We start from the raw sequence: 25,428 nt of genomic DNA, 5'->3' as shown, positions 1-25,428 counted from the left end.
TCTCCCTTTTCTCCGCCGTCTTTGGCAAAGACTTATGACAGCGATATGTCAGGCAGCCTTATCCTTGCCAATGCTCAGGTTGTTTTGGACGATCAGGTCATCACCGGCGCGGTCACCATCGAACAGGGTATCATCGCTGATGTGGCCGAGGGGGATGCGATGCCCGAAGGCGCAATTGACTGCGGCGGTGATTATGTGATGCCCGGCTTGGTTGAGCTGCACACTGACAACGTAGAGCGGCATATCGAACCCCGCCCCGAAGTCGATTGGCCCCACCTTGCCGCTTTGATTGCCCATGACGCGGAATTGGCGTCCACGGGGATCACGACGGTGTTTGATGCGATGCGCGTGGGCTCCATCCATAGCGGTAAGGGGCGCTATGTCGATTATGCACGCAAATTGGCCGATGAGTTGTTGGCGGCCCGTGCGGCAGGCTATTTCAAGATCAGCCATTTCCTCCATCTACGGGCTGAGGTGTGCTCCGAGACGTTGTTGGAGGAACTCGCCGCCTTCGGGCCCGAGGACCGCGTCGGTATCGTCAGCCTGATGGACCACACACCGGGACAGCGGCAATTCCGCGATTTGACCGCCCTCAAGACCTATGTGACCAAAAAGCGCGGCATGAACGATGTAGAATTCGCGGCCCACGTGGACAACCTGCTTGATTTGCAAAAGCGGTATGGGGCCAAGCATGAGACCGGTGCTGTGGCGGAGGCCAATCGCCTTGGGGCTGTTTTGGCCAGCCACGATGATACCACGTCGGAGCATGTCGCCATATCCGCGCAAAACGGCGTGGGCTTTGCTGAATTTCCGACCACCGTTGAGGCGGCTGAGGCATGTCGCGCGAAAGGGATCGCCGTGATGATGGGGGCCCCGAACTTGATCCGCGGCGGATCGCATTCCGGCAATGTCGCTGCTGAAGATCTGGCGCGATTGGGCCTGTTGGACATTGTGTCCTCTGACTATGTGCCTGCCGCCTTGCTGTTGTCCGCGTTTCGACTGGCCGCAATCTGGGATGATCTGCCGCGCGCGATTGCGACAGTAACCAAAAATCCAGCAAATGCGGTGTTGTTGTCGGACCGTGGTATGTTGCAAAAGGGGCTTCGCGGCGATGTGTTACGGGTACGGCCAGTCGAGAGCACACCACTTTTGCGCGGCGCCTGGAGCCAAGGTCGGCGGGTCGGGTAAAGCTAGGCTGCACTGTCAGACAACACGAGCTAGAGGCGGGCAGGGTGGTTTCGTAGTTTTGCTGAACAACAAAACGCTCTCCATTTCGCGATTACCAATCCAGCCCTGAGACGATCTGCTTGGCGGTCATGCTGTACCTTCGGTGTCCGCTCTCACTGCGCAATGTCGAAGGCGTGCTGCATGAGCGCGGGATCAAGATCAGCCTCGAAATGGTCGGGTTTTGTTGGAGCAGATTTGGTGCCATGCTCGCGGCTGAGACCCAAAGAGGCCGGATGAGTAGAATGCGCTCCTACTCAAACAGGTAGAGGCACCTAGACGGGGTTTTCGTACAGATCAACGGCGAGACGCACTCTCTCTGGCGGGCGGTTGATCATGAAAGCGAGCTGCTAGAAAGCGATGTCACCAAGCGCCCAGACCGTAAAACGGGGTTCTTATGGTCCCGCAATGAAAGTGATCGGCGTCGCGGATATGTCGGAAAAGGACCGATGGGGCAATAATCGGGCTCAGAATTCCCACCTGCCATTTGGAGGACCAGAACGGATGGTGCTGCGCTTCAAGCAAATGCGATCTCTGCAAAAATTTGTCTCAGTGCGGTCATCCGTCCAAAACCATTTCAATCAGGAACGCCATCTCTGCTCACGCGACAATTTCAAGCTCAACCAAACCACAGCTCTCTCAGAGTGGCGCCCGCATTGTTCTGGATAAGGTCACGCATTCCGCAGTGAACTGCGACGGGTTTGAATTGGTCCAACAGCACAAGGGCGGCATCTTTTTGATGCACAGTCCAAGCAAGACGCAAAGTGTATCTTGAGCTGTATCTGTCAACTTTGTGAAATTCGGATTTCAAAATAAAAACAACGACTTGCGAAGTTTATATGGCGGAGACTGAGGGATTCGAACCCTCGGACCGCGTGAACGGTCGCCGGTTTTCAAGACCGGTGCATTCGACCACTCTGCCAAGTCTCCGCACTGTGGTGAGAACGAGTTACGGCAGCGCGTCCGATTCTGCCAGAGGTGCAATGGCCCATTCCGACACCAAGATTTTGTCACACTTGCGTGTGTCCATCTTGCCTTGTGCGCGTGGCCGTTGCACACCGGACGCCCAACGTGCCTCCAACCATAGGACGTCCCATGTTTGACGCCCAAATCCGTCCGCTGATCGATCCGCCGCTCAATCGTTTGGGGCAGGGGTTGGCGCGGGCAGGCGTTGGGGCTGATACGGTCACTCTGGTTGGGCTGGGGTTGGGGCTTTTGTCGGCTGTTCTGATCGCGATCGGTACGCCGGGTATGGCGCTGGTGCCTCTGCTGCTGAGCCGGATCGCAGATGGTCTGGATGGCGCGGTTGCTCGCGCTACGCGGAAAACTGACTTTGGCGGCTACCTCGATATCACGAGTGATTTTCTGTTCTACGGGGCGGTGCCTTTGGCGTTTGTCCTTGCGGACCCAGGTACGAACGGCGCGGCAGGGGCCTTTTTGCTGACCAGTTTCTATATCAATGGGGCCTCGTTTCTGGGCTACGCGATCCTCGCGGAAAAACGCGGGATGCAGACCACAAAACGCGGCGCCAAATCGTTGTACTTTACGGGCGGGCTGCTTGAGGGATTTGAAACCATCGCGTTCTTCGTCGCCCTATGCCTGTTCCCTTCATATTTCGCGCCACTCGCTTGGGTGTTTGGCGCGCTTTGCTTCATCACCGCCGGATCACGCGTTTTGCTTGCGCGCGCGGTGTTCACTGACTGAAAGGACCTACATGAAACATCTTCTTGGCGTCACAGCCGCGCTCGCGCTGACCAGCCCCGCCTTCGCTGATCCGGACCCTACAAATTGGGATGCAGTCACGGCCGAAGCTCGTGGCCAGACCGTCTATTGGAACGCTTGGGGCGGTTCTACCACGACGAATGATTTCATCGCCTGGATCGGTGATAAGGTGCAGGCCGACTACGGCGTGACACTGGAACACGTCAAGCTGACGGACACCGCCGACGCCGTCAGCCGGGTGTTGGCCGAGCAAGCCGCGAACCAAGACACCGATGGTGCGGTCGATATGATCTGGATCAACGGGGCCAATTTCGCCTCGATGAAACAGGCGGGCCTGCTGTTCGGTCCCTTCGCCGAAGATTTGCCGAACTGGTCGTTGGTGGATGTGGACGGCAAGACAGTCCAAACCGATTTCACCGTTCCGACCGAAGGCTATGAGAGTCCATGGGCCATGGCGCAGGTGGTGTTTATCCACGACACAGAGACCCTGCCAGAGCCGCCAAAATCCGCTGAAGCTTTGTTGGCGTGGGCCGCAGCCAACCCCGGTCGGTTCACTTTTCCGCAACCGCCCGATTTCCTCGGAACAACGTTCCTTAAGCAAATGTTGATTGAGCTGGTCGACGACGCATCCGTCCTACAATCCCCTGCGGGCGATGATTTTGACGCTGTGACCGCGCCGATGTGGGCATTCCTCGAGGAGTTGACCCCGCATCTATGGCGTCAGGGGCGGGCCTACCCGCAAACAGGTCCACGTCAGTTACAGCTGATCAATGATGGCGAAACAGACCTCGCGATTTCCTTCTCACCGGGTGAGGCCTCGGCCGCTATCGCCAATGATCAGCTGCCCGAAACCGTGCGCACCTATGTGCTGGACGGCGGCACACTGGGCAACGCGTCGTTTGTTGCGATCCCGTACAACTCTGGCTCCAAGGCAGGGGCAATGGTCGTTGCGAACACGCTTTTGTCGGCCGAGGCGCAGTTGCGCGCCCAAGATCCAAACATTCTTGGCTACGGCACGGTGCTGGACATGGACAAACTGACGCCCGCGCAGGCCGATGCGTTTGAGGCGCTAGATTTGGGTATCGCGACCCTGTCGCCCGCTGAATTGGGGCAGGTTCTGGCCGAGCCGCATCCATCGTGGATGACCAAGATTGAGGCCGAATGGATCGATCGCTACGGCGTCGCCAACTAAAAGCGTGTCGGCCAACATTTCAAATAACGCGAAGGGGCGGCCCAATGGGCGGCCCCTTTTCGCAAGCGGTCGTCGCCTAAGGGCGGTGCCGTTTATCACGGTTCTGGCTTTATTGGTGCCGGTGGCGGCGGGTCTTTGGGGCACGGTGATGCCTGCGTTTGGGCATTTGCCTGCCGCAGGCCACGTGGGCATGTCGCTCATCGCGTGGGAGGCATTGTTTGACTGGCCGGGACTTGGGCGCGCGGTTTGGCTGTCCGTGTCAGTGGGTGTGATCAGCACGCTTGTGGCGCTTTTGCTTGTGATCTTGATTGTTGCGGGGTGGCACGGCACGCGCAGCTTTCAATGGCTTGAGCGATTGTTGTCGCCGCTGTTGTCGGTGCCCCATGCGGCGGCGGCCTTTGGCTTGGCTTTTCTGGTGGCTCCCTCGGGCTGGCTTTCGCGGTTGATGTCCCCATGGGCCACAGGCTGGACACGCCCGCCTGACCTGTTGATCGTGCAAGACCCTTGGGGCGCGACATTGATGGCGGGGATGATCGCCAAGGAGATGCCGTTTTTGCTGCTAATGACCTTGGCCGCGCTGAGCCAAGTGCATCATGTGGAATACGCCCGGGTGACGCGTGCCTTGGGGTATGGCCGTATCAAGGGGTGGCTGATCGCGGTGTTTCCGGCGGTTTATGCGCAAATTCGCCTGCCAGTTTATGTTGTGCTCGCTTATGGGATGAGTGTGGTTGATGTCGCGGTGATCCTTGGGCCCAACACGCCGCCCACGCTTTCGGTGCAAATTGTACGTTGGATGAGCGATCCTGATTTGATGCTAAGGATGCAGGCGGCGGCCGGGGCATTGTTGCAACTGGGCCTTGTTGGGGCTGCCTTGGGGGCGTGGCGCGTGGCTGAGTGGGCAGTAGCCAAATGGGGGCAGGCGTGGGCCACCAGTGGAGGACGCCTGCGTCGCGATTGGCCGCTGCGCGTGGTGGGGCAGTTCGCTGCCGTGGCCTGTAGTGCGGCGGTTTTGGCCGGGCTTGCGGGCCTTGCTGTGTGGTCGTTCGCGGGGCGCTGGCGCTTTCCGGAAGCTTGGCCTCAAACAATCAAATTCTCCAGCTGGATGCGCCATGGGCCAGAGGCAATTGAGGTGGCGGGCGTGACACTATTCATCGCGGCAGTTGCGGTTTTGATCGCGCTTGTGCTGGTCATCGGCTGCCTTGAGGCGGAGCACCGAGAGGGTCGCCCGATGAACCCCGCCGCCCTTTGGGTGCTATATCTGCCCCTGATCGTGCCGCAGGTGGCCTTCTTGCCGGGGCTACAGGGGCTGTTGCTTTGGCTGGGGTGGGACAAAGGGCTGTGGCCTGTGATCGCGGCGCATTTGGTTTTTGTGTTGCCTTACGTGTTCCTCGCGTTCGCAGACCCGTTCCGCGCATGGGATACACGGCAGGCGACAGTTGCGGCTAGCCTTGGGGCCTCGCCTAATGGGGTTTTGTGGCGGGTCCGTATGCCGATGCTGTTGGCGCCGCTTTTGACCGCTGCAGCCGTTGGGATTGCGGTCAGCGTGGGGCAATACCTGCCCACACTTTTGGTCGGAGGTGGCCGTGTCTCGACCCTCGCGACCGAAGCCGTTGCTCTGGCCGCCGGTGGGGATCGGCGCGCTATCGGAGTTTGGGGTCTGGCACAAACCGGGGCGGCCTTGTTGCCCTTTGCGCTTGCCTTGGCCTTGCCCGCGATGATCTATGCGCGGCGCAGGGGCATGCGGGGGGGCTAAAATGGGGCTCAAACTAACAGATGTGACGATCACAGCACCGGGCGCGGATGCGCCGATGTTGGCCGTGTCCGCGGACGTCGCCCCCGGTGCAGTCCTATCGATCATGGGGCCCTCTGGCGTTGGGAAATCAACGTTGCTTGCGTGGCTGACAGGGACGCTGCCCGTTGGGTTTCAAGCGACCGGCAGGGCCGAGCTCGCGGGGCGCGATATCACCAACCTTGCGCCAGAGGCCCGGCGTTTGGGCATTCTGTTCCAGGACCACCTGTTGTTTCCACATTTGTCGGTTGGGGCCAATCTGGCCTTTGGCCTGGCGGCTGGGGTGTCCAACCGCCGCGATGTTGTGGACCAAGCGTTGGTTGAGATCGACCTTGCCGGCTACGCAGATCGTGACCCCGCGACCCTTTCGGGCGGTCAACGTGCGCGCGTGGCATTGATGCGGATGCTCCTATCGGAGCCTGAGGCGCTGTTGCTGGATGAGCCGTTTTCGCGCCTTGATGCCGCACTGCGCGATCAGATGCGGGACCTTGTGTTTTCCCGCGCGCGGGCCAAGCAATTGCCCGTCATTATGGTCACGCATGACGCGCAGGATGCGGAGGCCGCCGGGGGTGAGGTCCTGCATCTCAGGAGCGGCCAAGCAGCTCGGTAATCAGCGGATTGGGAAACCGACGTTCCAACGTGACCGCATAGAAATCCTCCCGCAGCGTCAGATCGCCTGCAACTTGCAGCCGTCCGTCGCGAATTTCCTGCTCGACCACGATGGGCGGGATGACTGCCAAGCCAACGTCTTGGCGGACCAACAGTCGGATCATTGCCATATCATCGGCCTCTGCTGCGATCAGGGGGCGAATGTTCCATTGCTCCATTAGGGCGTCGAACCCGGGGCGGATCGAGCTTTCGAAGGTGGGCAAGATCACCGGATGCTCTGCCAGCAAATCGCGGATATCACAGCCTGTGCCCACACGGGCATGGCTACCCACCAGGACCACATTCTGGCTATCTAGCTTATGTGCCAAATACTTGGTCGCCGCGTCGCGCGATGGCGGAGTGGTGGTGAGAACAACGTCGAGGTTCAACGCCTCTAGGGCAGGGTACAGTTCAGCCGCGCCCCCTGATCGTAGGATAATCTCAACGTCGGGGCGCCCCAGAAGGGGCCGCAAAAACTGTAACTGAAAGTTCCGCGAGAGCGTGGACAAAGCCCCCACGCGCAGCACCTGCTGCGATGCGCCTGCGCCCTTGAGAGTGCTCAAAAGTTCTTCGCCGGCACCAAAAATCGTATCGGCATGTTCAAGTGAAATGCGCCCCGCTTCGGTCAGTAACAACTGTCGTCCGCGCCGTTCAAACAGCTTGTGGCCCAAGCGGGCCTCAAGAGATTTGATCTGCGTCGAAAGCGCGGATTGCGACAGGTTCAACCGCTCCGCCGTGCGGGTGAGGTTGCCATCGTGTGCCACGGCCCAAAAATATCGCAAGTGGTGGTAGTTGAGTTCAGCCATCATTCTATTAAACAGAATGATATCTGATAAACAATGTATTTATTAAATGATATGGCTGCCGCTACATCCTCTCCCAAGCACCAGTGAGGAGAGCGTCCATGTCCAGTGTCATCCTATTCGGTCTCGCGCCGTTGATCTTACTTGCAGGGGGCGGGTTGATGTTTGCGCGCCCACCGGCACGCGGGGGCCAAAGCCTGCGCGTGGTTGAGAGTGCGGCATTGGCGGCTTTGACCGTATGTGTTGTGGGGGCCGCTATCGTGATCGGGCAGGGCCCGCAGACCTCGGCGTTGTTGGGCTTTGCGGAGTTGGGCTTTTCGATCCGGTTGGATGCGGTGTCGCTGACGATGGCCCTGTTGGTCAGCTTTATCGGCTGGGTCGTGTCGCGCTACGCCCGCACCTACATGGACGGAGAGAAAACACAGGCCGCCTTCATGGGCTGGCTCGGTGTGGCCCTCGGGTCTGTCCTTCTGCTGGTGACGGCGGGCAATATCGTACAGTTGATTGTGGGCTGGATTGGGGCAGGGGTCGCGGTACAGCGGCTGCTTCTGACCTATGCCACACGGACCGGCGCGCAACTGGCTGGCCGCAAGAAGGCAATGGTTAACAAAGGTTCAAATGGGGCGTTGGTTCTGGCGGGGGTCATGCTTTACGCGGCTGCTGGCACAGGTGATATCGCCACGCTGTTGGCGGAGGCTGAGACCACATGGATGTGGACCTTTGCCGCGATCCTTTTGGCGATTTCGGCGATGTTGGCCTCGGCGCAGGTCCCTTTTCACGGCTGGCTGACCGAAGTGATGGAGGCGCCCACACCGGTGTCCGCCTTGCTGCACGCAGGTGTCGTGAACGCGGGCGGTTTCTTATTGATCCGCTTTGCCGACCTGATCTTGCTGAACCCGGTTTTGCTCTCGGCGCTGGTGTTCTTGGGCGGTGCGTCAGCCCTGATTGGGTCCATCGTGATGCTGACCCAGCCCGCGATCAAAACAGCACTGGCATGGTCCACGATCGCACAAATGGGCTTTATGATCCTGCAATGTGGTCTGGGTCTTTTTGCTCTCGCGCTTTTGCACATTGTCGCGCACTCGCTCTACAAGGCGCACGCCTTTTTGTCCTCGGGCGGGGCGGTCGGTGCGGTTGCCGCCATCCCGCGGCCCGGTCCGGTGGCTGTGCCCAACGGGCGTGCGGTGCTGCGGGCCTTTGGAATTGCGGTGGTGATTTTCGCCGCCATCGCAACGCTCTTTGGGTTGGGCGGCAAGTCGCCCCAGGCCCTCGCGATGGGTGCGGTCCTCGTGTTTGGCGTGGCCTATATGCTGGCCCAAGGCTTGGCGGATACCGCGCCCAAAGCCCTGACCCGGCGGATGGCCATCGCGTCGCTTGCGACCACGATTGGCTACTTTACACTCCAAACATTGGCTGTGTGGATCACCGCGGGTACGCTTCCGCCTGCGCCGATCCCCGGTGCATTGGGGTGGTTTCTGATCGGGATCACGGTGATCTCATTCGGGCTTCTTGCGATGGCGCAGGCGTGTTTCCCGCTGTGGGTTCATCACCCGGCGGCACAGGGCCTGCGGGTTCATATTTCCAACGGCTTCTACCTCAACGCTGTTCTTGATCGGATGATCGGCAGCTGGTCCAAATCTGACGCGAAAGGTGCCTAAGATATGCTGGTTCAAAACACACAATTTGACGGCCCAACGCTGGAACTGTTTGCAAAAGCGGACATCGCATCGCGCGCCATCCCGCCCATGTGGGCCTTGGCGGAAACCGTCGCGGTGAACCCTTTTCTGGGCCAAACCTCTGAGCCTTTGATGCTGACGGCGGCACGGTTGGAAAAGGTCGCAGGTGTCCGGGTCACGCAACTGCGCGCGGATCTGGTCGCCAAGATCGACAAGGGCGACATTACGCTGGCGGATTTGGATGCCGCCATCGCAGCCAACCCCGACGGGCTGCCCGCGACGGCCGCAGACTTGTATGAGGCCGCGTCGTCACATACCTCCCCGGCGCCTGTCGCTTTGCCAACTATAGCGGGCCTAGCGGCGGATGTGTCTGGCATTGATTGGCCGCGCCTGATCGAAGAGCGGATCGGCCATTGGGCCGCGAGCCACTTTGACGCCGGCCAAGCCCTTTGGCCCGCTCCTGCGATGGCTGCGTTTCCGGCGTGGCACGGGTTTGCCAAACGGGACATCACCCCGGAGATCCAAGGTCTTAAGGGGTTCTCTGAGTACGTCTCGAACCTGCCCCCGTCGGGCGCGCTTGCACTGGCGTATTCGGCTGAAACGCTGGGCGTGATGCCACAAGAGGCGGAGCTGTACTTCCACCGGCTCCTTTCGACCCTCGGCGGTTGGGCGCAACTCGCGCGGCGGGACGCTTGGGCGGCTGAGCAATCGGGCGCGCGGGATGAGGCTGTGACGGACCTTTTGTGCATTCGGATCGTGTGGGAGGCCGCGTTGTTTGAGATGTACCGCGCAGAAATCGGTGCAGTCTGGCTGGATGCTTTGGCTGAATATGCCAAGCCGCTGGCACCAACGGCAGATCATCGGATCGACTGTGCCCTGCAACTCGCGGCGGAACTGGCGGCGCAACGCAAGCTGGTCGCGCAAATGGCAAGCCGCACTCCTGTTGCGGGGCCTGAGCGGGCGGCGGTTCAGGCCGCGTTCTGCATCGACGTGCGGTCCGAGGTGTTCCGGCGTGCCCTCGAAAATCAAAGCGATGAGGTCGAAACCGTTGGCTTCGCGGGCTTCTTTGGGCTGACAATCACCCACCAACCGGTCGCGTCGGATGTGACCCAAGCGCTTGCGCCGGTTCTGTTGTCCCCCGCGCTTAGGGCCAAAAGCGGCCATTCCGCCGAGCAAGACACGGAGCTGAGGCTTGCGGCGCGGGCCAAACGGGCGTGGGGCCGGTTTCGGCAGGCGGCTGTAGGGTCCTTTGCCTTTGTTGAGGCCGCAGGGCCACTATACCTGCCCAAATTGATCAAAGACACCTTTGGTGCGCCTGCCAAGGTCGCAGGGGGTCCGGTCCCGGTTCTGACTACGGATTTGTCCCTTGAGGACAAGGTGACAGCGGCCAAGACGGTCCTTGGTGCAATGTCATTACGCGCGCCCTTTGCGCGGGTGGTCATGATCACGGGGCATGGGGCCGAAGTCGTGAACACCCCCTTTGAGAGCGCGATGCATTGCGGTGCTTGCGGTGGCAACACGGGGGAGGTCAACGTCCGGATCCTCGCCCAACTACTGAACGATCCAGAGGTGCGGGCGCAGATCGATGTGCCGGCCGACACACTGTTCGTGGGTGCGCTACATCACACAACCTCTGACCGGGTGGATATGTTCGACGCGGATATCGACGCGGGTATGCACAGCGACGACATCAAGCGGCTTAAGCTCTGGCTCAAGGCTGCGGGGGCAGAGGCACGCGCAGAGCGGGCAGGTAGCCTGCCGGGTGCCAAAACGCAGGCCGATTTGATTGCGCGCGGTTTGGACTGGGCGCAGGTCCGGCCCGAATGGGGGCTTGCCGGATGTTCCAAGTTTATCGCAGCCCCACGGGAATTGACGCGCGGTTTAGATCTTGGGGGGCAGGCGTTTCTGCATACCTACAACCACCATGCGGATACTGAAAAAGGGGTGCTAGAACTGATCCTGACCGCGCCCGTTGTCGTCGCGAGCTGGATATCGCTCCAGTACTACGGGTCGGCGGTCGCACCTGAGGCGTTTGGTGGTGGCAACAAGTTGGTGCACAATATCACCGGCGGTGTTGGCGTGGTCGAAGGCAACGGCGGAAACCTACGCGCCGGACTGCCCCTGCAATCGGTGCATGATGGCGACACGCTCAGGCATGAACCGCTTCGGCTGTCGGTCGTGATTGCGGCCCCGATCGAGGATATGAACGCGGTGCTGGAAAAACATCCCAGCGTCGCAGACCTGTTCGATAACCAGTGGCTGCACCTCTTGGCCATGGATGATGAGGGGCAGATCACGGCCCGCTACGATGGCCATGGGAATTGGAGCCAGATAGGCGGGCAGGCGGCTTTGATGGCGGCCGAATAAGCCTGAGAGGCTTTCGGATTGGGGGCGGTCTTTGACTGCCCCCTTTTGCTGTCTTGGTGGGTGTTTAAGAGCGCTCGGTGGGATGCGATCGTTGTGCCCTTGCGTGATTGTAGATCTAGAAAGTTACGTTTTGATCTATGGTTTTTATCTTAAGATATGTTTCGGTCGGTTGGTGAGACCACTCGTGCTCCGAAAATACGCGGAGCGTAAAATTTGGCGGCTGTGAGTTGAATTGAAGGTGAAATCGGCGCCAGAATTTGCAGTCAAACCGCCTCATCTATGCAACTTTGGTTAATGTGATACTCCCGAGAAAGCGGAGGTATCTACGTTAATTATTCATGATATAGTGTTGTTAATATTTGTTAAAAAATAAATTATGCTGTCTTTGTGTCTCTGAAGTCAGAGTCTTTCAAAGTATGTTGATCTGTCAGCGTCCGTGGAAGTTCCGTGAAAATTGATTCTAATTTTGGAAACGGCTTAGTGATTTGTTAACCTACATTTACAGCGAATCGGCCTTTTGTGAGTTCGCGTGATTAGTAATTGGAAGGTGGTCTTATGAATTTTAGCATATCTTTAGTGCGCGGGGGAGTGCTCGCCCTAGCGCTGACAACATTTGGGGCCGCCGCTCATGCGGCGGGTTCTGTCGGGTGGCTTAACCCGGCCAATGGGGCGTCGTTTCCTGTCGGAACGATGACAATGCCCGACGGGCAAGCCAACGCGTCCGGCGTTGTTGGTGGCGGTCTTGATCTCGTGCTCGCGCTCGATGGGTCAGGCTCTATGGGGGCTTTCGTTAACTTGCCCGATGGCAGCTCGGTCCGGCGCGACATTCTTCAGCAGCAAGCAGCGAACGCCTTGGTGAACAGTTTGCCTGCTGGATCCAATGTTGGCGTGGTTGAGTTCCAAAGTTCCGGCTTTGTGCGGCAAACGCTGACACCAATTCCAGACGCGGGCGTGACCAGCGCGATCAATGCCATCGTGGCGAGCGGCGGCACCGATATTCGCGACGGGATCGTTACTGCGGATGGAGAGCTTGATGCAAACGGTCGTGCGGGAACCAGCAAGCAAATCTTGCTGATTTCGGACGGAGGCAGCACACAGTCGGTGGCAGTCGCGGCTGCAGCGGCTGCGCTGGCAGATGGCTACACGGTGAATACAGTAGGCTTCCCTGGGGCTGCCAACTCGACACTGGCCGCAGTCGCAACCGCTGGTGGCGGGACGTTCGTTAACTTCTCCAACAATCCTCAGGACATCGTCGATATTTTTGGCGGAAATTCTGGCGGCGTTCTGGTTGGTGTTGATGGGGTTGAGATCACTGATCCCGATGGCAACACCTTTGCGGGGACGGTTGACGCACTGGGTAACTTCAAGGTGCCTGCGTATAACCTGAAGCTTGGTGCCAACACCTGGACGGCTGTGGCAACATTCTCTGATCAAACAACGGCGACCTCTTCGTTGACCCTGTTTGGGACAACCAATGGCGGCGGGGGTAACCCAACTGCGCCAATCCCACTTCCTGCTTCTGGCCTGCTCTTGGGGCTGGCTCTGGCGGGTTTTGGCGTTGCGCGGCGTCGTCGCGGCTAAGCCACGTGGATAACTAAGCAAATGAACCGTCCGTGTGGCTTTCACGCGGGCGGTTTTTGATGTTACGCTTTGATTATTTTATAAAGTTAGGAATTTTCATGCCGCGTCGTGCCGCCCTTCGTTTCGTAATATCAACGTTTCTGCTGTCTTCTGCGTGGCAGCCTGCGACGGCCGGGATTGTTGATCCACTGATGTGGAAGAACGCTCAGCCCTTTGATGGTGCGACGCAGGGACCGGCGTTTCAAACACGGTTGAACAGCGATATTTTGGCCGAGCGCTTGCGCAGCCGGGCGGACTTGGGTGGCATCGAAGCCCGCGCAACAGAATTGCTGCAACTCAATCCCGCTGACGGCATGGCGCGGGTCTTGCTCGCTATCCTGAGGGCGGTGCAATCCGACGTCGAAGCCGCGCGCGCGTTGTTGGAGCCTGATGCGGTGGGCGATGCGCGCCTTCCTGAGGTGGAGTTGTTGATCGCACGAGCCTTGATCGCCCGCGAGGAGGGTACACTGGAGCGCGCATTGATGGCGGCTCGCCGTGCCGTCGCGCTTGATGGATCGCACCCCTACGCGCACAACGTGTTGGCGACAGTTGTGTATCGCCGCGATGGTCCTGCAGCGGCTTTGACACATATGGAGCGGGCCGCAGAACTGGCGCCCGACGGCGCGACCTATTGGGCCAATTTCGGCGCGACCTTAGCGGAGGCGGGCTTTCTTGATCGCGCCCAAAGCGCGCTGACCCGCGCGGTTGAGATCAATCCTGTCGCTTGCGATGTGCTGCTTGGCTTGGGGCGGTTAGATATGTTGCGGGTACAACCTGTGGATGCGGCGCAAAGCTTTTCAAAGTGTTTAGCTGTGCAGCCCGATAACGCAGATGCCGCGCGTGGTCTTGCTGTGGCGCTGATTGAGGCTCGGGATTTTGAAAATACGCGGGCTGTGCTGGATCGTTACGCGGGCTTAATTCCGGACGCGGCAATGCTTCGGGTTGAAGCGGCTCTCCGAGCGGGCAATGCTGATGCGGCTCAGGCGGGTATCCTTAAGATGGAGGAGGGGACCTCGCGGTATCTTGCACGTGGGCGTCTCGCGCTGATGCAGTCGGATGCCGAAGCGGCGTTGTCCGCATTCGAGAGGATTGCAGAAACACCGGCCGGGCGCTTGGGCGTCGCGGCAGCAACGCTGGCGTTGGGCGGTGATGCTCCCGAAGGGCTCGTGGAGGAGGGCGCTGAGCAAGCCTTATTCGCGGCCTACGGGCACCTTGCGAACGGCGCCCCTGAGCAAGCTTTGGCTGCGCTAAATATGGCGTCCTACGCCGTGCCGGGCTTTGCGATTGATGGTCTGAGCGAAGCTGACTTGGCCACCATTGCACCGGAAACTGCGCGTGCCATGGCGGGGCCGTTGTTTTTGCGTCTGTCCCTCACGGGCGGGGCGGCCCCGCAATTGCGCCAGATCGCTGAGGCCAATCCTAATGACGTTTTGGCGGCATTTTTCGCCGCAGAGTCGGCTGCACGTGTGGGCGCGCCTTCGATTGATCTGCTAGATAGTGCGGCCCGCATTGCGCCCGATTTCGTGGTGGTTCAGGTCATGCGCGGTAATCATTTCTTTGCGCAACGTGAGGCGCGCGACGCGTTTGAGGCCTATGGGGCTGCCGCCAAAATCCGTAAGGACCCCGATGTCTTGGTTAGGCTAGGCCTTTTGGGTGAAACGCTGGGTGAGGACGCAGCCGCTGAGGCCGCGTACCGTGCGTTTTTATCCGTGCAGCCAGACAGCTACATCGCGCTGAACCAATTGGCTTGGTTCTTGGCAGTCCGCGCTGACGACCTGTCCGAGGCGAAAGACCTGGCGCAAAAGGCACTGGCGTTTCAACCGGGCAACGCGGCCATTCTTGATACATTGGGATGGATCGCCCTGCGCGAGGGGGATGTGGAATTAGCATTGGAACGGTTGGAAGCCGCCGCACTTGCCGCCGACGGTGGCGCACCTGAGATTGAGTTGAACTTGGTGGAAGCTCTGATTGTAGCGGGTCAAATGGACCGTGCTCGAGCGCAACTCGCGCCAATCGTCATGCGTGTCAAAGACACGCCGCTACAACAGCGTGCAGACGCGCTAACATCGCGCGTAACGCCGTAGTTTTATTTCTGTGCGATTATTTTATGGCTCCGGCGGTAGGGATCGAACCTACGACCAATTGATTAACAGGTATCTTGGTGTTTAATAATGTCAATGGCTTAGGATATAGTTTATAGGTAGGGTATATAACTTTGATTTTGGCTTTTAATAATGTCTAAAGCACCTTCAGCTATCAAGCTTTACAAAGGCTTATCCCTTTATCGTGTTGAGCGTTCAGCCAAGTGGTATGTTCGTGTTTGGGATAAGAAGACCAAGAAATACCTGGTTAAGTCAACTGGTGAAGACACGGTTATACGGGCGAGGGAGGTAGCACAGGAACTTGCTCTATCATTGTTGAAGTCCGAAAAGCCCGTTGAGCGTGAATACACCTTTAGCCATTTTGCTCTCAAGCTGCTGCACAGGTCGAGGCTTCAGTCTCAGACGGGTGAACGTAGCCAAGGCTACATCAAAGCATTGCATTGGGCGGTCCAGAATGAAGATTGGGGCTTGGTCCGCTTTTTTGGCGATCGTGATGTAAGGCAGATCCGGACCCATACTTACCAAGAATATGTTGCCGATCTGACTAAGCGACGGACTGACTTAGCTGCTTCGACTAAGAACACTCTGATGGCAGCGTTTAGGAATGTGATGAAGATCGCCAGAGATGAAGGCGTGATCGACGTTGTCCCGCAAACACCAAGGGTGAAAACAAAGGACAACCCACGACCATTCTTTAGGTTTCACCCATTGGTTGCAAAGGAGGATGATAACTATCAAAAACTCCTATCCACGGTGAAGCGAGCAACGAAAGAGGGCGTAAGCGTCCGGGGCTTTGCGGTAACCGATGAATTCTATGATATGATCTTATTCCTGACGCATTCTTTCGTCCGACCTATCTCTTCAGAGCTATACGCAATCAAGCACAGTGACGTTACTATTGCTGATGATCCTAAGCGGCTCATTGTGACCGTTAGAGATGGCAAGACTGGTTTTAGGGGGGCTAACACGATGCCTGCTGCTGTGTCCGTCTACGAACGCATTCAGAAGCGTTACCCGAATGCAAAACCTGAAGACTATATCTTCTACCCACAGTACACCAACCGAACAACGGCATCAGCAATGGTTCAAAGATTATTTACCGAGGTGCTGAGGTTCGGCGAGCTTCAGACCGATACACCGACAGGCAAAACGCATACGCTGTACTCCTTGCGCCATACAGCGATTTGTATGAGGATTATTAACAGTGAGGGTAAGGTGAACATTTTTAATCTTGCGAAGAACGCTGGGACATCTGTTGATCAGATCGAACGTTTTTATGCTCGGTTCTTACCGCTATCAAAAGAGATGGCGAAGAACCTGCAAAGCTTTGGAGAATAACTTATGTATCAGATTAAACGGAATTTGAATAATATTGTTCAACTTCAAGAATGTTCTTTCTCCGAGCTTGGCTTTCGTGAGAGAGAGCATTTGCAGGAATGGATTGCCAAAAATCCAGATGTTCTGGGCGAAGACCTCCTCATATTACAAAAAGAATTTAATGGGTTTAGTCAAACTAACGAACGCCTAGATTTACTTGCTTTAGATAAAGAAGGTAGCCTCGTTATAATTGAAAATAAGTTAGATGATACTGGGCGTGATGTGGTTTGGCAGTCACTTAAATATGTCTCATATTGCTCAACATTATCAACTTCTCAAATTGTGAAAATTTTTCAGGACTATCTGGATGGTAGTTCATCAGGTGTAAGTGCAAAAACAACAATACTAGATTTCTTAGAAACAGAGGATGATGAATCCTTAGTTCTAAATCGTAAAGATCAAAGAATAATTTTAGTTGCTAATAATTTTAGAAAAGAAGTTACATCAACTGTCTTATGGCTTCGTGACCATGATATTCAGGTTCAATGCTTCAGAGCAAAACCTTTCAGTCTTGATGATGATATATTTTTGCAGGTTGAGCAAATTATACCGGTTCCAGAAATCAGTGAATTTATTGTTGATATTCGAGAAAAAGATAAGGAAGACAAAGGCAAAAGCGCCGTAGTCGCTCAAACTGAAGCAGATCTTTTAGATTTTTGGAAAATGGTAAAGGCTCGACTTAAAGAGCGTCAGATCAACTACTTTGATAACGTCAAAGCACAACCACGTTGGTATTTAGGCTTTAACAAGGGGCGTGGACGATTTGGAATGGTTATTGGGCGAAATGCACTGAGAGTTGAGCTTTATTTTAATAATGATGCCGACAAACAACTTTTCGATGCGATGGATCAATTTTCTTCAGAACTCAACAGTGCATTTAATAACGAACTTGAGTGGCAGCGGCTGGATGAAAAGAAGGCATCAAGAATTAAATTTGAATTATCCAAAGCTGAGCTTGAGAAATTTGGCAATTGGGATGAACCCGAGTCTATAAAATCCAGGGTTGAGTGGTTTTCCATCGAAATAGAAAGATTCTATGAAACAATGTTTCCTTACTGGGAAAAGGCGCAACGTTCGAAGTAAGATACATGATCATCTTGTTTTTTTTAGGGGTAATACTTGTGAGAACTGTTGTCCTAATTTTATGAGTTCATTTGAGTTATTCTAATTTTATCAGAAAGTAAAAAAAAGGAATGATAAAATGAATAATCAAGTAATCGTCAATGAGATCAGAGAAATTGAATCCCAAGTGGGTGTTATGATTGAAAGTGTATTGTCTTTATTGAAGACACGTGCTGAAAAAATTCTTGAAGATCATCAAGAATTTATGCCGGCTGGATTGTATGAAGATATGAAGGATAATCAAGATAAACGATATGCTGAGATCAAAGAGTGGTTGTTTAATGAGTATATCATTCGCTTCAATCACGAGCTATTCTTGGGGCACACTAAATCAGTTCCGATCATCCCTACGCAAACCGATAGCTATGTCGATCAAAGTATCATTGCCGATAATCGTAAGAACTTTGCACAGTATTTCTTTGATGAAGCAATGTTTGGATAAATTATAATATAAATTGAAAAAAAGGCGGGCTTTTGTCCGCCTTTTTTTTGTATGGTTGGTTGTATCTTGTATAAATAAACATGTCAGACAAAGACATTACATACATTGAGGACGTCAAACCTGTTGAGCAACCGAGTAACTTGAGTGGAGCCGGGTGTGGATAATCTCAGTTAGGACCCAGTTTTTATTATTATGCAGCAAAGGCGGATTGGCTGCTTAAATATTTCTGTCACGATGAAGGCGCTGCAACACTGTAACCTTCGATGATTGATCTAAGTCGTCCCATTGGCTGATCGATTATACCGCTGGCATGAAGCGGAGCATAAAAGGAGACCGGCTAACCGCCCTTTCCCGAACTTATCGGGTTGCTCTAATGGGATGTGGACGAAGGCGATAGACACAAGCTTTTTGGACATACCTCACCTGTCGGAAGGTGAAGTGTGTCCAATAACAATTCCACAATAAATCATGATTAAAAAAACATTAGATTGAATGATCCAAAGGATCATTCGTCCCGCAGGGACAGATTAATCAACTCTTATAAATAACTTCAATATTTACATGATTTATTAATCAAGGAGATCAAGATGAACCAAGAAGTATTCCTGATGAATTTCAGGATCCCATCAGGGCTCAAGATGCAATTTGAAGAAACCTGTCATCAGCTAAGGACCAATATGACAGCTGAAATGAATAGGATGATAAGAGACTTTGTTAAACAGTCCAAAGAGGATCTTTATGAGCCTGTAGGATGGTTTTACGGCGATGGAGGTAACGATGATATCTAGCCTTGCAATGCCGAAGACCAAACATGAGCTGATCAGGAACTTGAACAAGATCAGGATTAGCCAAATTGAAGTGATTGAACCTTATGATTTATCGATGGCTGATACATTATCCAAAACCGCTAAAGCCATGGCAGCTAAGTCGGGACAAGTTTCAATCATCATCTTGAGGATGCCATGAAAAGCTTCAAGACGTTTATGATAGAGCAGGAACAGCTTGAGGAAGCCATTGTCAAAAAAGGTGCTGTCGCTGCCTATGCTCTGCAAGGACGAAAGCATGGCAATAATGCGGTCCGATCTTACAACAAAGCCAAGCAGACATTGAGGGCAGCCGTACACGCAAAAAGCACCGACCAGAAGGTCGATGCTGTCGTTATTGGGTTAATTGACTTATTGGATGGGTTGGTTGCTCAACGGCGGCAGATTGGATCTGTGTCTGCTCAAGTGACAGCAAATGCGACATTCAAGTAATTATGATCCGAGGCTAACGAACAGAATATTCCCGTCCAATGCTATGTCTTCAAGATAAATTTCATTCGGATTTTCAAGCTCTGGAATGAGTTCGTCTGTAATTTGGAATATTTCTTTCCAAGAGCAACATGAACCATGTACTTGGGTCGAAACTTGTGAACCTTTTATTTTAATCTTTTTTATGTGTGGAAACGGCACATCGTTGAAATCATTCATGTACGAATGTTTGCGATTGAAATGTACAATTTCATGAGAATACGAGAGACGATTTAGTGTGCGTTCAAATTTTAAAAGGTCGGATAGTTTCATTGATATTTCCTTTCGATTGTTGTGTAAATTGATTGTACGAGTTGAGAGTTTATAAGTTAGGACGAAGGTAGGGTCCTTATTTGTCCGAGGATTTTGATGAAGCAGCCAAAAATCAAGTCAAACAAGCAGTTGTATCGACTCTGGTTCGAGTTCCTAAAGATGGCGCACAAGGAGCCAAACTTGCAGGCTGGTCTTGCTGCTTCAAACGGGTTCTATGAGCAGTGGGGCGACGTTCGTGACCAGTTGTTCGATCCTTGGTGGAGAGAGCACAAACATCTATTTGGCACTACATATGTGCAAGAAGTGCAAAGTGTGTCGGCTGCTGACAACGTTATGTACGTCGCAATACCTCTAAATCAGCCTGCAACCAGGTCAGTGTCAGATGTCAAAGCGCTCATTGAAGATAAGCAAAGAGCCAAGCTGATAGAGCAAGGACAAGATCCTGAGACCGTAAAGTCCTTGAGTGCGGCGTTTGGCAAATACAGTTTTACGCAAGGCGTGGAGATACGAGGTAAGGTTCTTTATGAAATACAGCTCATGTATGGAATTTGGCAGGAGCTCGGTAAGCCGGCTGTTAATACGGCATTTATCACAGAGGTGGTAGATCGCCTAAAAGATCGACCGAGATCCAAATGGACGCCTTATTTACTGCAAATCGATCCAATGCCTGATAAAAAAGGAAACCTCCGCTATGACGAAGGACAAATTCGCCAAGTGCGGAGGTATTTGAAAAAAGGTTATGCAGTTTGTGAAGCGGTTTCTAAATCTCACTTTCCTGGAGCGTCTCGCCTGTGATGTGATTGATTATCTCTCCGGTCATAGGATCGATATCGTAGCCTTGGTTGTAGCACGCTTTCAATAGATTTGATTGTTTGTAATCCCAATATTTATCAAGCGAGCATGGTTCGTGAACATAACCTTTAATTTGAATATGTAACCCATGCGCTTCAAGTTGGATTGCAGACTCCATACCCTCCGGAGTTATAAAATTCGGGTCAGTAATTTCGTTAAATCGGTCCATAACTTCATTTATGTCTGTATCCGAGCAGTATTCTGTTTCGTTTTCTTCTTTTAATAAGCCATACAAAATCGAGAGTACCTTTGAATTACAAAGAAGATCATCAAATAATTTTTCAAAATTGATTTCCATAAGATCCCAGAAATCATCAGGAAGAATGCCTTTTTCAAAGATCGGTTGATCGGGGTAATCTGAAAAATATATTTTCTGATCTTCGATGATGATGTCGAAGTCTAATTTCTTGGTAGTTTCTGAATATTGGAAGGTCATATCTATCTCCTTTTAATTAACCTCTAGATATTCAGAATACTTTGATAACTGCACCAAATTTAGGACGAACTTTGGTATGAGATCTGTCTGACATCACTGATTATTCAATAGATATTTAATAACCAGTAACCCTAACCAATTGATTTGAATCTAACTTTTTTATGCACTTTGCGGTGTCCGTATGTAACTGATTTTATTAATATAAATCAGATATATAACAACATCAGAGGTGCCAAATGGCTCTAGGTAAACAAGCAAAAATTCTGACTAAGGGTCAAGTGGATTCACTGACTGCATTTCTCCTCACACGCCGACATGGTATTCGTGACCAAACTGTTTTTCTGCTGTCTGTACGAGCAGGGCTACGGGCAAAGGAGGTCGCCAACCTTCGCTGGGCGATGGTCCTCACACCGGAGGGCGAAGTCGGTAACGCAATTCATTTGACAGATAATGCATCCAAGGGTCGGTCGGGACGGGTTATACCCTTGAACAAGCAACTTCGTCTTAACTTGGTGAAGCTGTTAGAGGTTGCCAAGCAGGGTCGAGGGTTTGATTTTGAAAAATCCTATGTAATTACTACGGAACGGTCAGCTCAGACATCGCCTCAGGCTGTCGTGAATATGTTTAAGAGGTGGTACAATGACGTAGGTTTACTGGGCTGCTCATCTCATAGTGGACGACGAACATTTATCACCAACGCTGCTCGTAAAATCAGCACGGTCGGTGGGTCGTTACGTGATGTACAAATGCTGGCAGGGCATGCCTCACTGGCGGTCACTCAACGCTATATTGAAGGTGATAGTGAGGCGAGACAGAAGATTGTGGATCTGATCTAGGCTTTCGATATCATCTTAGAAATTAAATTTTGTTTTCGGCTATAAGAAGAAATTCAGCATCGCCACTAATGAATTCAGCGATTTCGAGCTTTGGAAACAGGTCTCGTTTTATACGTGTAAGTTTCGTGCGAACGTCTTGTGTGCTTGGTACTCGGTGGGGCGTAAAGACTGGTTTCTTTGCAGCATTATCTACATCGGTTTTTGTACATGGAACGCCTATCTCGTCGTTTAGAATTTCCGCCATTTCCTTTGCCTTGAGCCTGTAGGTAGGGAAAATACTCTTTCTGCCAAAGGCATGTGGCTTCAGATCATGAGTGCCAGCCTTGCGCAATTTCCATGCGATTAATAACTCCTGACGCAGCCGTTTGAGGTCGCCCTGATCCTTGCGCAGGTATTTCGAGGCATCGCCTTCGGTGCTCAAACTGCTTTCATGAAAACTGGCGAAGGCTTCCAGATCTTCGACCGTTTTCAGGCAATGCCGCTCCGACAGATTGTATTGCTCCCATAACTGACGAGTCTTTTGAAACTGCTCAATGGTCTCCCAAGGTTCAGTCTGAAATTGAAGGTGTCGGTAGCCTTGTCCTTCAGCCATGACAGGCTTGCTTGGTCGCCTTTTCCAGTCGAATTCCATGGAGAGGACTTTTTCCATCTCACGATCCACGAAGTCTGCGCCGAGTACATACATATCACGAATACCGAGACCTAGTTTCATCATCATGGTGTCTGTTGGTTGGCGATTGAAGAACAGATCAATTATTTGACTGTTTTCGGCTGGCTTTGATGCTGGATCAGGTAGTTTGATACCGCCTTTGGCAAGCACATAACGCTCGTCTTCCTTAGGCGTAATGCCCGTGTCTTGCCAGTCTAACATTTCGCTTGGGACAAGAGTGGCTTGAGCCCGTGTTCGCCAGCCAAGCGGCTTTCTGATGATGTGCTTGATTTCGTAAACGTCTTCTTCTCCAGCGGGAACATCTGTGAGAAGACGCCGTGATGATCGATAAAACTTTGCTAATGTCCCCTGTGATGCTGTTGCCATTTGCTCGGCAGTCGCCGTCGTCAAGAAGCCATCCGTCGTCACGTTAAAAATGGCAACATCACGGGGGAGGGCGTTCATGATCTCGCCTAGCACGCCTCGGCAAAATGCCGTTATGAAAGCCGCATAGGCTGGATTGGTGATCGGGCTTTCTGCAAGAGGCTTGGTATCTTGATCCCGTAGGTCATAAATTCGCCGTTCCCGAAGACCCTGTGCCGTCTTCCCATAGGTCGAGTTAACCAGCTCTTTCCAGAACAGGTTATTCAACGTCTTTTTGGGGAATCTCTTGCGCTGCTCAATACAGTATCGGGTAAACCCATCAAAAGGGCGGATTGGACGATCGATACCTTCTTTGAAGTTTCCATGTCGCCCAGAGGGGATGAAACGCCCCTCAATCAAAGTGATCTTTGCGCCAAGGCGATGTGCCAACAGAATCTCGCTGACGTGGGTCGTGCTGTTGCCCTTGCGAGGGAAGATCAAACCGTTCTCGGTTCTGACTGGTAGCACTGGATAAGCAACATCAGCAGGGAATTCAAAGTCGACATTAGCAAACGCCAACTCGGCTGATCCAAAATTAATCAATTCTTCGGTGTCACGAATTGGACGGCATTTGTCCCAATCTGGGCGACCGATCAATGCCATCGCCGATGGGTAGGCGCTGGACAGGTCATAGTCATACCAGACACCGTCAAACGCTGGACCGAACCAAAATTGCTCGTTGCGTCCGCCGTGGTAGCATTCGGTGAAAAAGTCGAGCGACCAATGGATCTTCTTGAGGTAAGTTACCTTTTTCTTTGTCTGGTATCGCCCGAAGCGCTTGCTCCAGTATTTCTCTTTGATCTCTTCTTTGCCGACGATCTCAAGCGGGTTGACGCCTTGGTCCTTCCAGAACTGGCGGATCAGGTCGACGCCAATGGAGGTCAGCGTCACTGGCATACGAAACTTGCCTGTGCGCTCCTGATAGAGCCGGATCATTTTGAGGGTGTATTGGGTGCAAATTTCGGCGTCTCGGATAGCGTATTTTCGGAACGTGTTCCAATCTCGCTCCATGAATGACTTCATGTTTTGCTTAATCGACAGCTCTTCCTGCGGCGTTGCGCCAAGCTCGATTTTCTCGAAGCCAAGGATGTCACCAATCGCTGCAAGGCTCTTTGCACCAGCAGGGGCGAGGGTCATCGTATCTCGGATCTTAACGCTGATAGGGATGAGATCACCTGAGCCTGGATCACCAAGATCCAACCTGATGTCGTTGGCAACGTTCATGAACAGGTTGCGAATATTGTCCAGCTTTAGGGCTGATCGGGTCGCTTCGTCTTTGAAATCAGCAAAGCCTGGCACATCTGCCCGAGTGAAGTGGGCGACAAGGTAGATCGTGCTTGGTATCTTTAGGTTAGGGAAGCGGGTACAGCCGTCTTCAAAAACAGATGTCAGGAACTCTTCAAGCGAAAGGCGGTCCTCAACCTTCGGACCCTTGGGCTTCAACAGCCCTGACCAAACTGGGGCAGAGGTATCATCGCCGTACTGTTCGATTGCGGTACAGCAGTATTGATAGCTGAGTACTTCGTTGTTTAAGGTGCGGGTGTCTTCGTCAGTATATCGCTGATACTCGGTGTCAAAACCAATGATTAGGTAACGGCTGGGGTCAGCACGTCCTGTGTGGATTGGATCAAATTGTGACTGTGAAAAGCGCATGTGGAGTCGTAAATGTTTTTCCTAATTACCCATACCAAACTATTACTACTTAACGACTTAAGCAATATGCTTGTCGATTGTGTGAACATATCACCTTTACGTTTGAATTAAACTGTTTGGTTACTCGATGACTCTCACGTTTACATCGTCGAACATAACTGCTGATTTTTTGTTATTAGAGCCACCCGGACGGTAAATGCCCATTTTCATGTGGGGCTTTGCGCATGATGCATACTCTACAGATGTATTTTCCACTACTGGCTCGCCATTTACATAGACTGATAAATTACCGCCTTTACGGGTGTCAAATTGGATTTCGAAAAGTGTCGTTCGTCCAATCAATTGGTTGATTTTAACAATACGTTTCTGAACAGAACGATGGCTTCCTTGCGACGAGCTCATCCACTCTTTGCCAGCCTCTTGATCTACACCCCTGAGTGCCCAGATATTTAGGGTACCACCACTAAAATGCATCATAACAGGCGGGTATGCGTGACAATCACCATTCCAGCCGTGTATTTGAAAAAAGGTCTCCTGACGTCCCTTGAAGCCCTCCATAAAAGTTGCTTCGAAACTAATGTTGTAAGCCTTACCCAGTTTTAGGTGATCTCGCTGTCTGACTTCTGCACGCTCCCAATATGGAGCAGAATGTCTTTCCATATTGTCTGTTGAGCAGGGTCCAACCTGACCCTTTTCAAGGCTAAACATTAGCTTTTTATCACCTTCAATTTTGACCATGCGAGCAGGTTTCGTACCGTTAACTCTTTTTGGCATGCCGCAATTTGCCCACAAGTTTACATTCCAGTCCTTGTCTCGAAAAGATTGAGCTAGTGTGCTCTGTGAGGATAGGATGAAAATTAAAGCCGAGATGGTAAGAGTTCTTTTAATTTTTATATAACTTGTATCGTGTGTATCAGACATTTTCTGCTT

General features: G+C 53.1%; 21 protein-coding genes, 1 tRNA gene and 1 pseudogene. 17 read left to right on the top strand and 6 right to left on the bottom strand.

Features of this window, described 5'->3' with window-relative positions:
• Positions 1-45 precede the first annotated feature (45 nt).
• Positions 46-1,188, top strand: coding sequence for an alpha-D-ribose 1-methylphosphonate 5-triphosphate diphosphatase (locus THS5294_RS10925; RefSeq protein WP_058123789.1), 1,143 nt, complete (start codon positions 46-48; stop codon positions 1,186-1,188).
• Positions 1,189-1,301: 113 nt separating this feature from the next.
• Positions 1,302-1,893: pseudogene (locus tag THS5294_RS18080) on the top strand (DDE-type integrase/transposase/recombinase).
• Between the two features lie 171 nt (positions 1,894-2,064).
• On the opposite strand, the gene THS5294_RS10920 reads toward THS5294_RS18080, so the two are convergent.
• Positions 2,065-2,154: transfer RNA gene (locus THS5294_RS10920), tRNA-Ser, on the bottom strand.
• Positions 2,155-2,319: 165 nt separating this feature from the next.
• On the opposite strand from THS5294_RS10920, the gene THS5294_RS10915 reads away from it, so the two are divergent.
• The 4 genes from THS5294_RS10915 to THS5294_RS10900 all read left to right on the top strand — a co-directional run bounded on the left by THS5294_RS10915 (position 2,320) and on the right by THS5294_RS10900 (position 6,537).
• Positions 2,320-2,928, top strand: coding sequence for a CDP-alcohol phosphatidyltransferase family protein (locus THS5294_RS10915; protein ID WP_058123788.1), 609 nt, complete (start codon positions 2,320-2,322; stop codon positions 2,926-2,928).
• 10 nt (positions 2,929-2,938) lie between these two features.
• Positions 2,939-4,138 carry an ABC transporter substrate-binding protein gene (locus tag THS5294_RS10910; protein WP_058123787.1) on the top strand — a complete coding sequence of 400 codons (1,200 nt, stop codon included), beginning with the start codon at positions 2,939-2,941 and terminating at the stop codon, positions 4,136-4,138.
• Between the two features lie 85 nt (positions 4,139-4,223).
• Positions 4,224-5,891, top strand: coding sequence for an ABC transporter permease (locus THS5294_RS10905; RefSeq protein WP_058123786.1), 1,668 nt, complete (start codon positions 4,224-4,226; stop codon positions 5,889-5,891).
• A gap of 1 nt (position 5,892) precedes the next feature.
• The gene (locus THS5294_RS10900) at positions 5,893-6,537 is read left to right on the top strand and encodes an ATP-binding cassette domain-containing protein (protein WP_058123785.1); all 645 of its coding nucleotides are present in this window, start codon (positions 5,893-5,895) and stop codon (positions 6,535-6,537) included.
• On the opposite strand, the gene THS5294_RS10895 is transcribed toward THS5294_RS10900, so the two are convergent.
• Positions 6,512-7,381 carry a LysR family transcriptional regulator gene (locus THS5294_RS10895; RefSeq protein ID WP_058124175.1) on the bottom strand — a complete coding sequence of 290 codons (870 nt, stop codon included), beginning with the start codon at positions 7,379-7,381 and terminating at the stop codon, positions 6,512-6,514. The two genes, THS5294_RS10900 and THS5294_RS10895, sit on opposite strands and share 26 nt — an antisense overlap.
• A gap of 98 nt (positions 7,382-7,479) precedes the next feature.
• Here THS5294_RS10895 and THS5294_RS10890 point away from each other — a divergent pair, with 98 nt between their 5' ends.
• The 9 genes from THS5294_RS10890 (at position 7,480) to THS5294_RS10840 (ending at position 19,340) form a co-directional block, all read left to right on the top strand.
• Complete coding sequence (locus THS5294_RS10890; protein WP_058123784.1) at positions 7,480-9,036, top strand: proton-conducting transporter transmembrane domain-containing protein; 1,557 nt, start codon at positions 7,480-7,482, stop codon at positions 9,034-9,036.
• 3 nt (positions 9,037-9,039) lie between these two features.
• The gene (locus tag THS5294_RS10885) at positions 9,040-11,421 is read left to right on the top strand and encodes a YbcC family protein (protein ID WP_058123783.1); all 2,382 of its coding nucleotides are present in this window, start codon (positions 9,040-9,042) and stop codon (positions 11,419-11,421) included.
• 555 nt (positions 11,422-11,976) lie between these two features.
• Positions 11,977-13,002: a vWA domain-containing protein gene (locus THS5294_RS10880; RefSeq protein ID WP_058123782.1), complete on the top strand. Its 1,026-nt coding sequence runs from the start codon at positions 11,977-11,979 to the stop codon at positions 13,000-13,002.
• A 98-nt stretch (positions 13,003-13,100) separates the two neighbouring features.
• On the top strand, positions 13,101-15,125 hold the full coding sequence (locus THS5294_RS10875; protein WP_158508596.1) for a tetratricopeptide repeat protein: 2,025 nt from the start codon (positions 13,101-13,103) through the stop codon (positions 15,123-15,125).
• A 150-nt stretch (positions 15,126-15,275) separates the two neighbouring features.
• On the top strand, positions 15,276-16,481 hold the full coding sequence (locus THS5294_RS10870) for a site-specific integrase (protein WP_058123780.1): 1,206 nt from the start codon (positions 15,276-15,278) through the stop codon (positions 16,479-16,481).
• A gap of 3 nt (positions 16,482-16,484) precedes the next feature.
• The gene (locus THS5294_RS18075) at positions 16,485-17,603 is read left to right on the top strand and encodes a DUF4268 domain-containing protein (protein WP_072936616.1); all 1,119 of its coding nucleotides are present in this window, start codon (positions 16,485-16,487) and stop codon (positions 17,601-17,603) included.
• A gap of 118 nt (positions 17,604-17,721) precedes the next feature.
• Positions 17,722-18,084 carry a hypothetical protein gene (locus THS5294_RS10855; RefSeq protein WP_058123777.1) on the top strand — a complete coding sequence of 121 codons (363 nt, stop codon included), beginning with the start codon at positions 17,722-17,724 and terminating at the stop codon, positions 18,082-18,084.
• 587 nt (positions 18,085-18,671) lie between these two features.
• On the top strand, positions 18,672-18,872 hold the full coding sequence (locus tag THS5294_RS10850; protein ID WP_038009556.1) for a hypothetical protein: 201 nt from the start codon (positions 18,672-18,674) through the stop codon (positions 18,870-18,872).
• A gap of 174 nt (positions 18,873-19,046) precedes the next feature.
• A complete protein-coding gene (locus THS5294_RS10840) occupies positions 19,047-19,340 on the top strand; it encodes a hypothetical protein (RefSeq protein WP_058123775.1) in 294 nt (97 codons plus the stop codon).
• On the opposite strand, the gene THS5294_RS10835 is transcribed toward THS5294_RS10840, so the two are convergent.
• Complete coding sequence (locus THS5294_RS10835; RefSeq protein WP_058123774.1) at positions 19,341-19,649, bottom strand: hypothetical protein; 309 nt, start codon at positions 19,647-19,649, stop codon at positions 19,341-19,343.
• Positions 19,650-19,745: 96 nt separating this feature from the next.
• Between THS5294_RS10835 and THS5294_RS10830 the strand changes: the two genes are divergently transcribed.
• Complete coding sequence (locus tag THS5294_RS10830) at positions 19,746-20,444, top strand: hypothetical protein (RefSeq protein ID WP_058123773.1); 699 nt, start codon at positions 19,746-19,748, stop codon at positions 20,442-20,444.
• Here the strand turns inward: THS5294_RS10830 and THS5294_RS10825 are convergent.
• Positions 20,410-20,937: a hypothetical protein gene (locus THS5294_RS10825; protein WP_058123772.1), complete on the bottom strand. Its 528-nt coding sequence runs from the start codon at positions 20,935-20,937 to the stop codon at positions 20,410-20,412. The genes THS5294_RS10830 and THS5294_RS10825 overlap by 35 nt on opposite strands.
• Before the next feature lie 236 nt (positions 20,938-21,173).
• Here THS5294_RS10825 and THS5294_RS10820 point away from each other — a divergent pair, with 236 nt between their 5' ends.
• Positions 21,174-21,773 (top strand): tyrosine-type recombinase/integrase, encoded by a 600-nt coding sequence (locus tag THS5294_RS10820; RefSeq protein ID WP_058123771.1) that lies wholly within the window; start codon positions 21,174-21,176, stop codon positions 21,771-21,773.
• A 22-nt stretch (positions 21,774-21,795) separates the two neighbouring features.
• Here the strand turns inward: THS5294_RS10820 and THS5294_RS10815 are convergent, their stop codons facing one another.
• Positions 21,796-24,498: a DNA polymerase gene (locus THS5294_RS10815; RefSeq protein ID WP_139278623.1), complete on the bottom strand. Its 2,703-nt coding sequence runs from the start codon at positions 24,496-24,498 to the stop codon at positions 21,796-21,798.
• A 120-nt stretch (positions 24,499-24,618) separates the two neighbouring features.
• Positions 24,619-25,419, bottom strand: a complete 801-nt coding sequence (locus THS5294_RS10810) for a heparin lyase I family protein (RefSeq protein ID WP_158508595.1) — start codon at positions 25,417-25,419, stop codon at positions 24,619-24,621.
• Positions 25,420-25,428 lie beyond the last annotated feature (9 nt).

This window comes from Thalassobacter stenotrophicus (genome assembly GCF_001458315.1).
Lineage (GTDB): Bacteria > Pseudomonadota > Alphaproteobacteria > Rhodobacterales > Rhodobacteraceae > Thalassobacter > Thalassobacter stenotrophicus.
The sequence above is the reverse complement of the archived record's forward strand: the minus strand, read 5'-3'. Positions and strand labels throughout refer to the sequence as shown.

Excerpts from the sequence above, each read along its gene's own strand:
- THS5294_RS10895 (WP_058124175.1), bottom strand. The coding sequence starts at position 7,381 with ATGGCTGAACTCAACTACCACCACTTGCGATATTTTTGGGCCGTGGCA.
- THS5294_RS10820 (WP_058123771.1), top strand. The coding sequence starts at position 21,174 with ATGGCTCTAGGTAAACAAGCAAAAATTCTGACTAAGGGTCAAGTGGAT.
- THS5294_RS10850 (WP_038009556.1), top strand. The coding sequence starts at position 18,672 with ATGAACCAAGAAGTATTCCTGATGAATTTCAGGATCCCATCAGGGCTC.
- THS5294_RS10815 (WP_139278623.1), bottom strand. The coding sequence starts at position 24,498 with ATGCGCTTTTCACAGTCACAATTTGATCCAATCCACACAGGACGTGCT.
- THS5294_RS10870 (WP_058123780.1), top strand. The coding sequence starts at position 15,276 with ATGTCTAAAGCACCTTCAGCTATCAAGCTTTACAAAGGCTTATCCCTT.
- THS5294_RS10810 (WP_158508595.1), bottom strand. The coding sequence starts at position 25,419 with ATGTCTGATACACACGATACAAGTTATATAAAAATTAAAAGAACTCTT.
- THS5294_RS10900 (WP_058123785.1), top strand. The coding sequence starts at position 5,893 with ATGGGGCTCAAACTAACAGATGTGACGATCACAGCACCGGGCGCGGAT.
- THS5294_RS10855 (WP_058123777.1), top strand. The coding sequence starts at position 17,722 with ATGAATAATCAAGTAATCGTCAATGAGATCAGAGAAATTGAATCCCAA.
- THS5294_RS10885 (WP_058123783.1), top strand. The coding sequence starts at position 9,040 with ATGCTGGTTCAAAACACACAATTTGACGGCCCAACGCTGGAACTGTTT.
- THS5294_RS10880 (WP_058123782.1), top strand. The coding sequence starts at position 11,977 with ATGAATTTTAGCATATCTTTAGTGCGCGGGGGAGTGCTCGCCCTAGCG.
- THS5294_RS10890 (WP_058123784.1), top strand. The coding sequence starts at position 7,480 with ATGTCCAGTGTCATCCTATTCGGTCTCGCGCCGTTGATCTTACTTGCA.
- THS5294_RS10925 (WP_058123789.1), top strand. The coding sequence starts at position 46 with ATGTCAGGCAGCCTTATCCTTGCCAATGCTCAGGTTGTTTTGGACGAT.
- THS5294_RS10875 (WP_158508596.1), top strand. The coding sequence starts at position 13,101 with ATGCCGCGTCGTGCCGCCCTTCGTTTCGTAATATCAACGTTTCTGCTG.
- THS5294_RS10840 (WP_058123775.1), top strand. The coding sequence starts at position 19,047 with ATGAAAAGCTTCAAGACGTTTATGATAGAGCAGGAACAGCTTGAGGAA.
- THS5294_RS10835 (WP_058123774.1), bottom strand. The coding sequence starts at position 19,649 with ATGAAACTATCCGACCTTTTAAAATTTGAACGCACACTAAATCGTCTC.
- THS5294_RS18075 (WP_072936616.1), top strand. The coding sequence starts at position 16,485 with ATGTATCAGATTAAACGGAATTTGAATAATATTGTTCAACTTCAAGAA.
- THS5294_RS10915 (WP_058123788.1), top strand. The coding sequence starts at position 2,320 with ATGTTTGACGCCCAAATCCGTCCGCTGATCGATCCGCCGCTCAATCGT.
- THS5294_RS10910 (WP_058123787.1), top strand. The coding sequence starts at position 2,939 with ATGAAACATCTTCTTGGCGTCACAGCCGCGCTCGCGCTGACCAGCCCC.
- THS5294_RS10830 (WP_058123773.1), top strand. The coding sequence starts at position 19,746 with ATGAAGCAGCCAAAAATCAAGTCAAACAAGCAGTTGTATCGACTCTGG.
- THS5294_RS10825 (WP_058123772.1), bottom strand. The coding sequence starts at position 20,937 with ATGACCTTCCAATATTCAGAAACTACCAAGAAATTAGACTTCGACATC.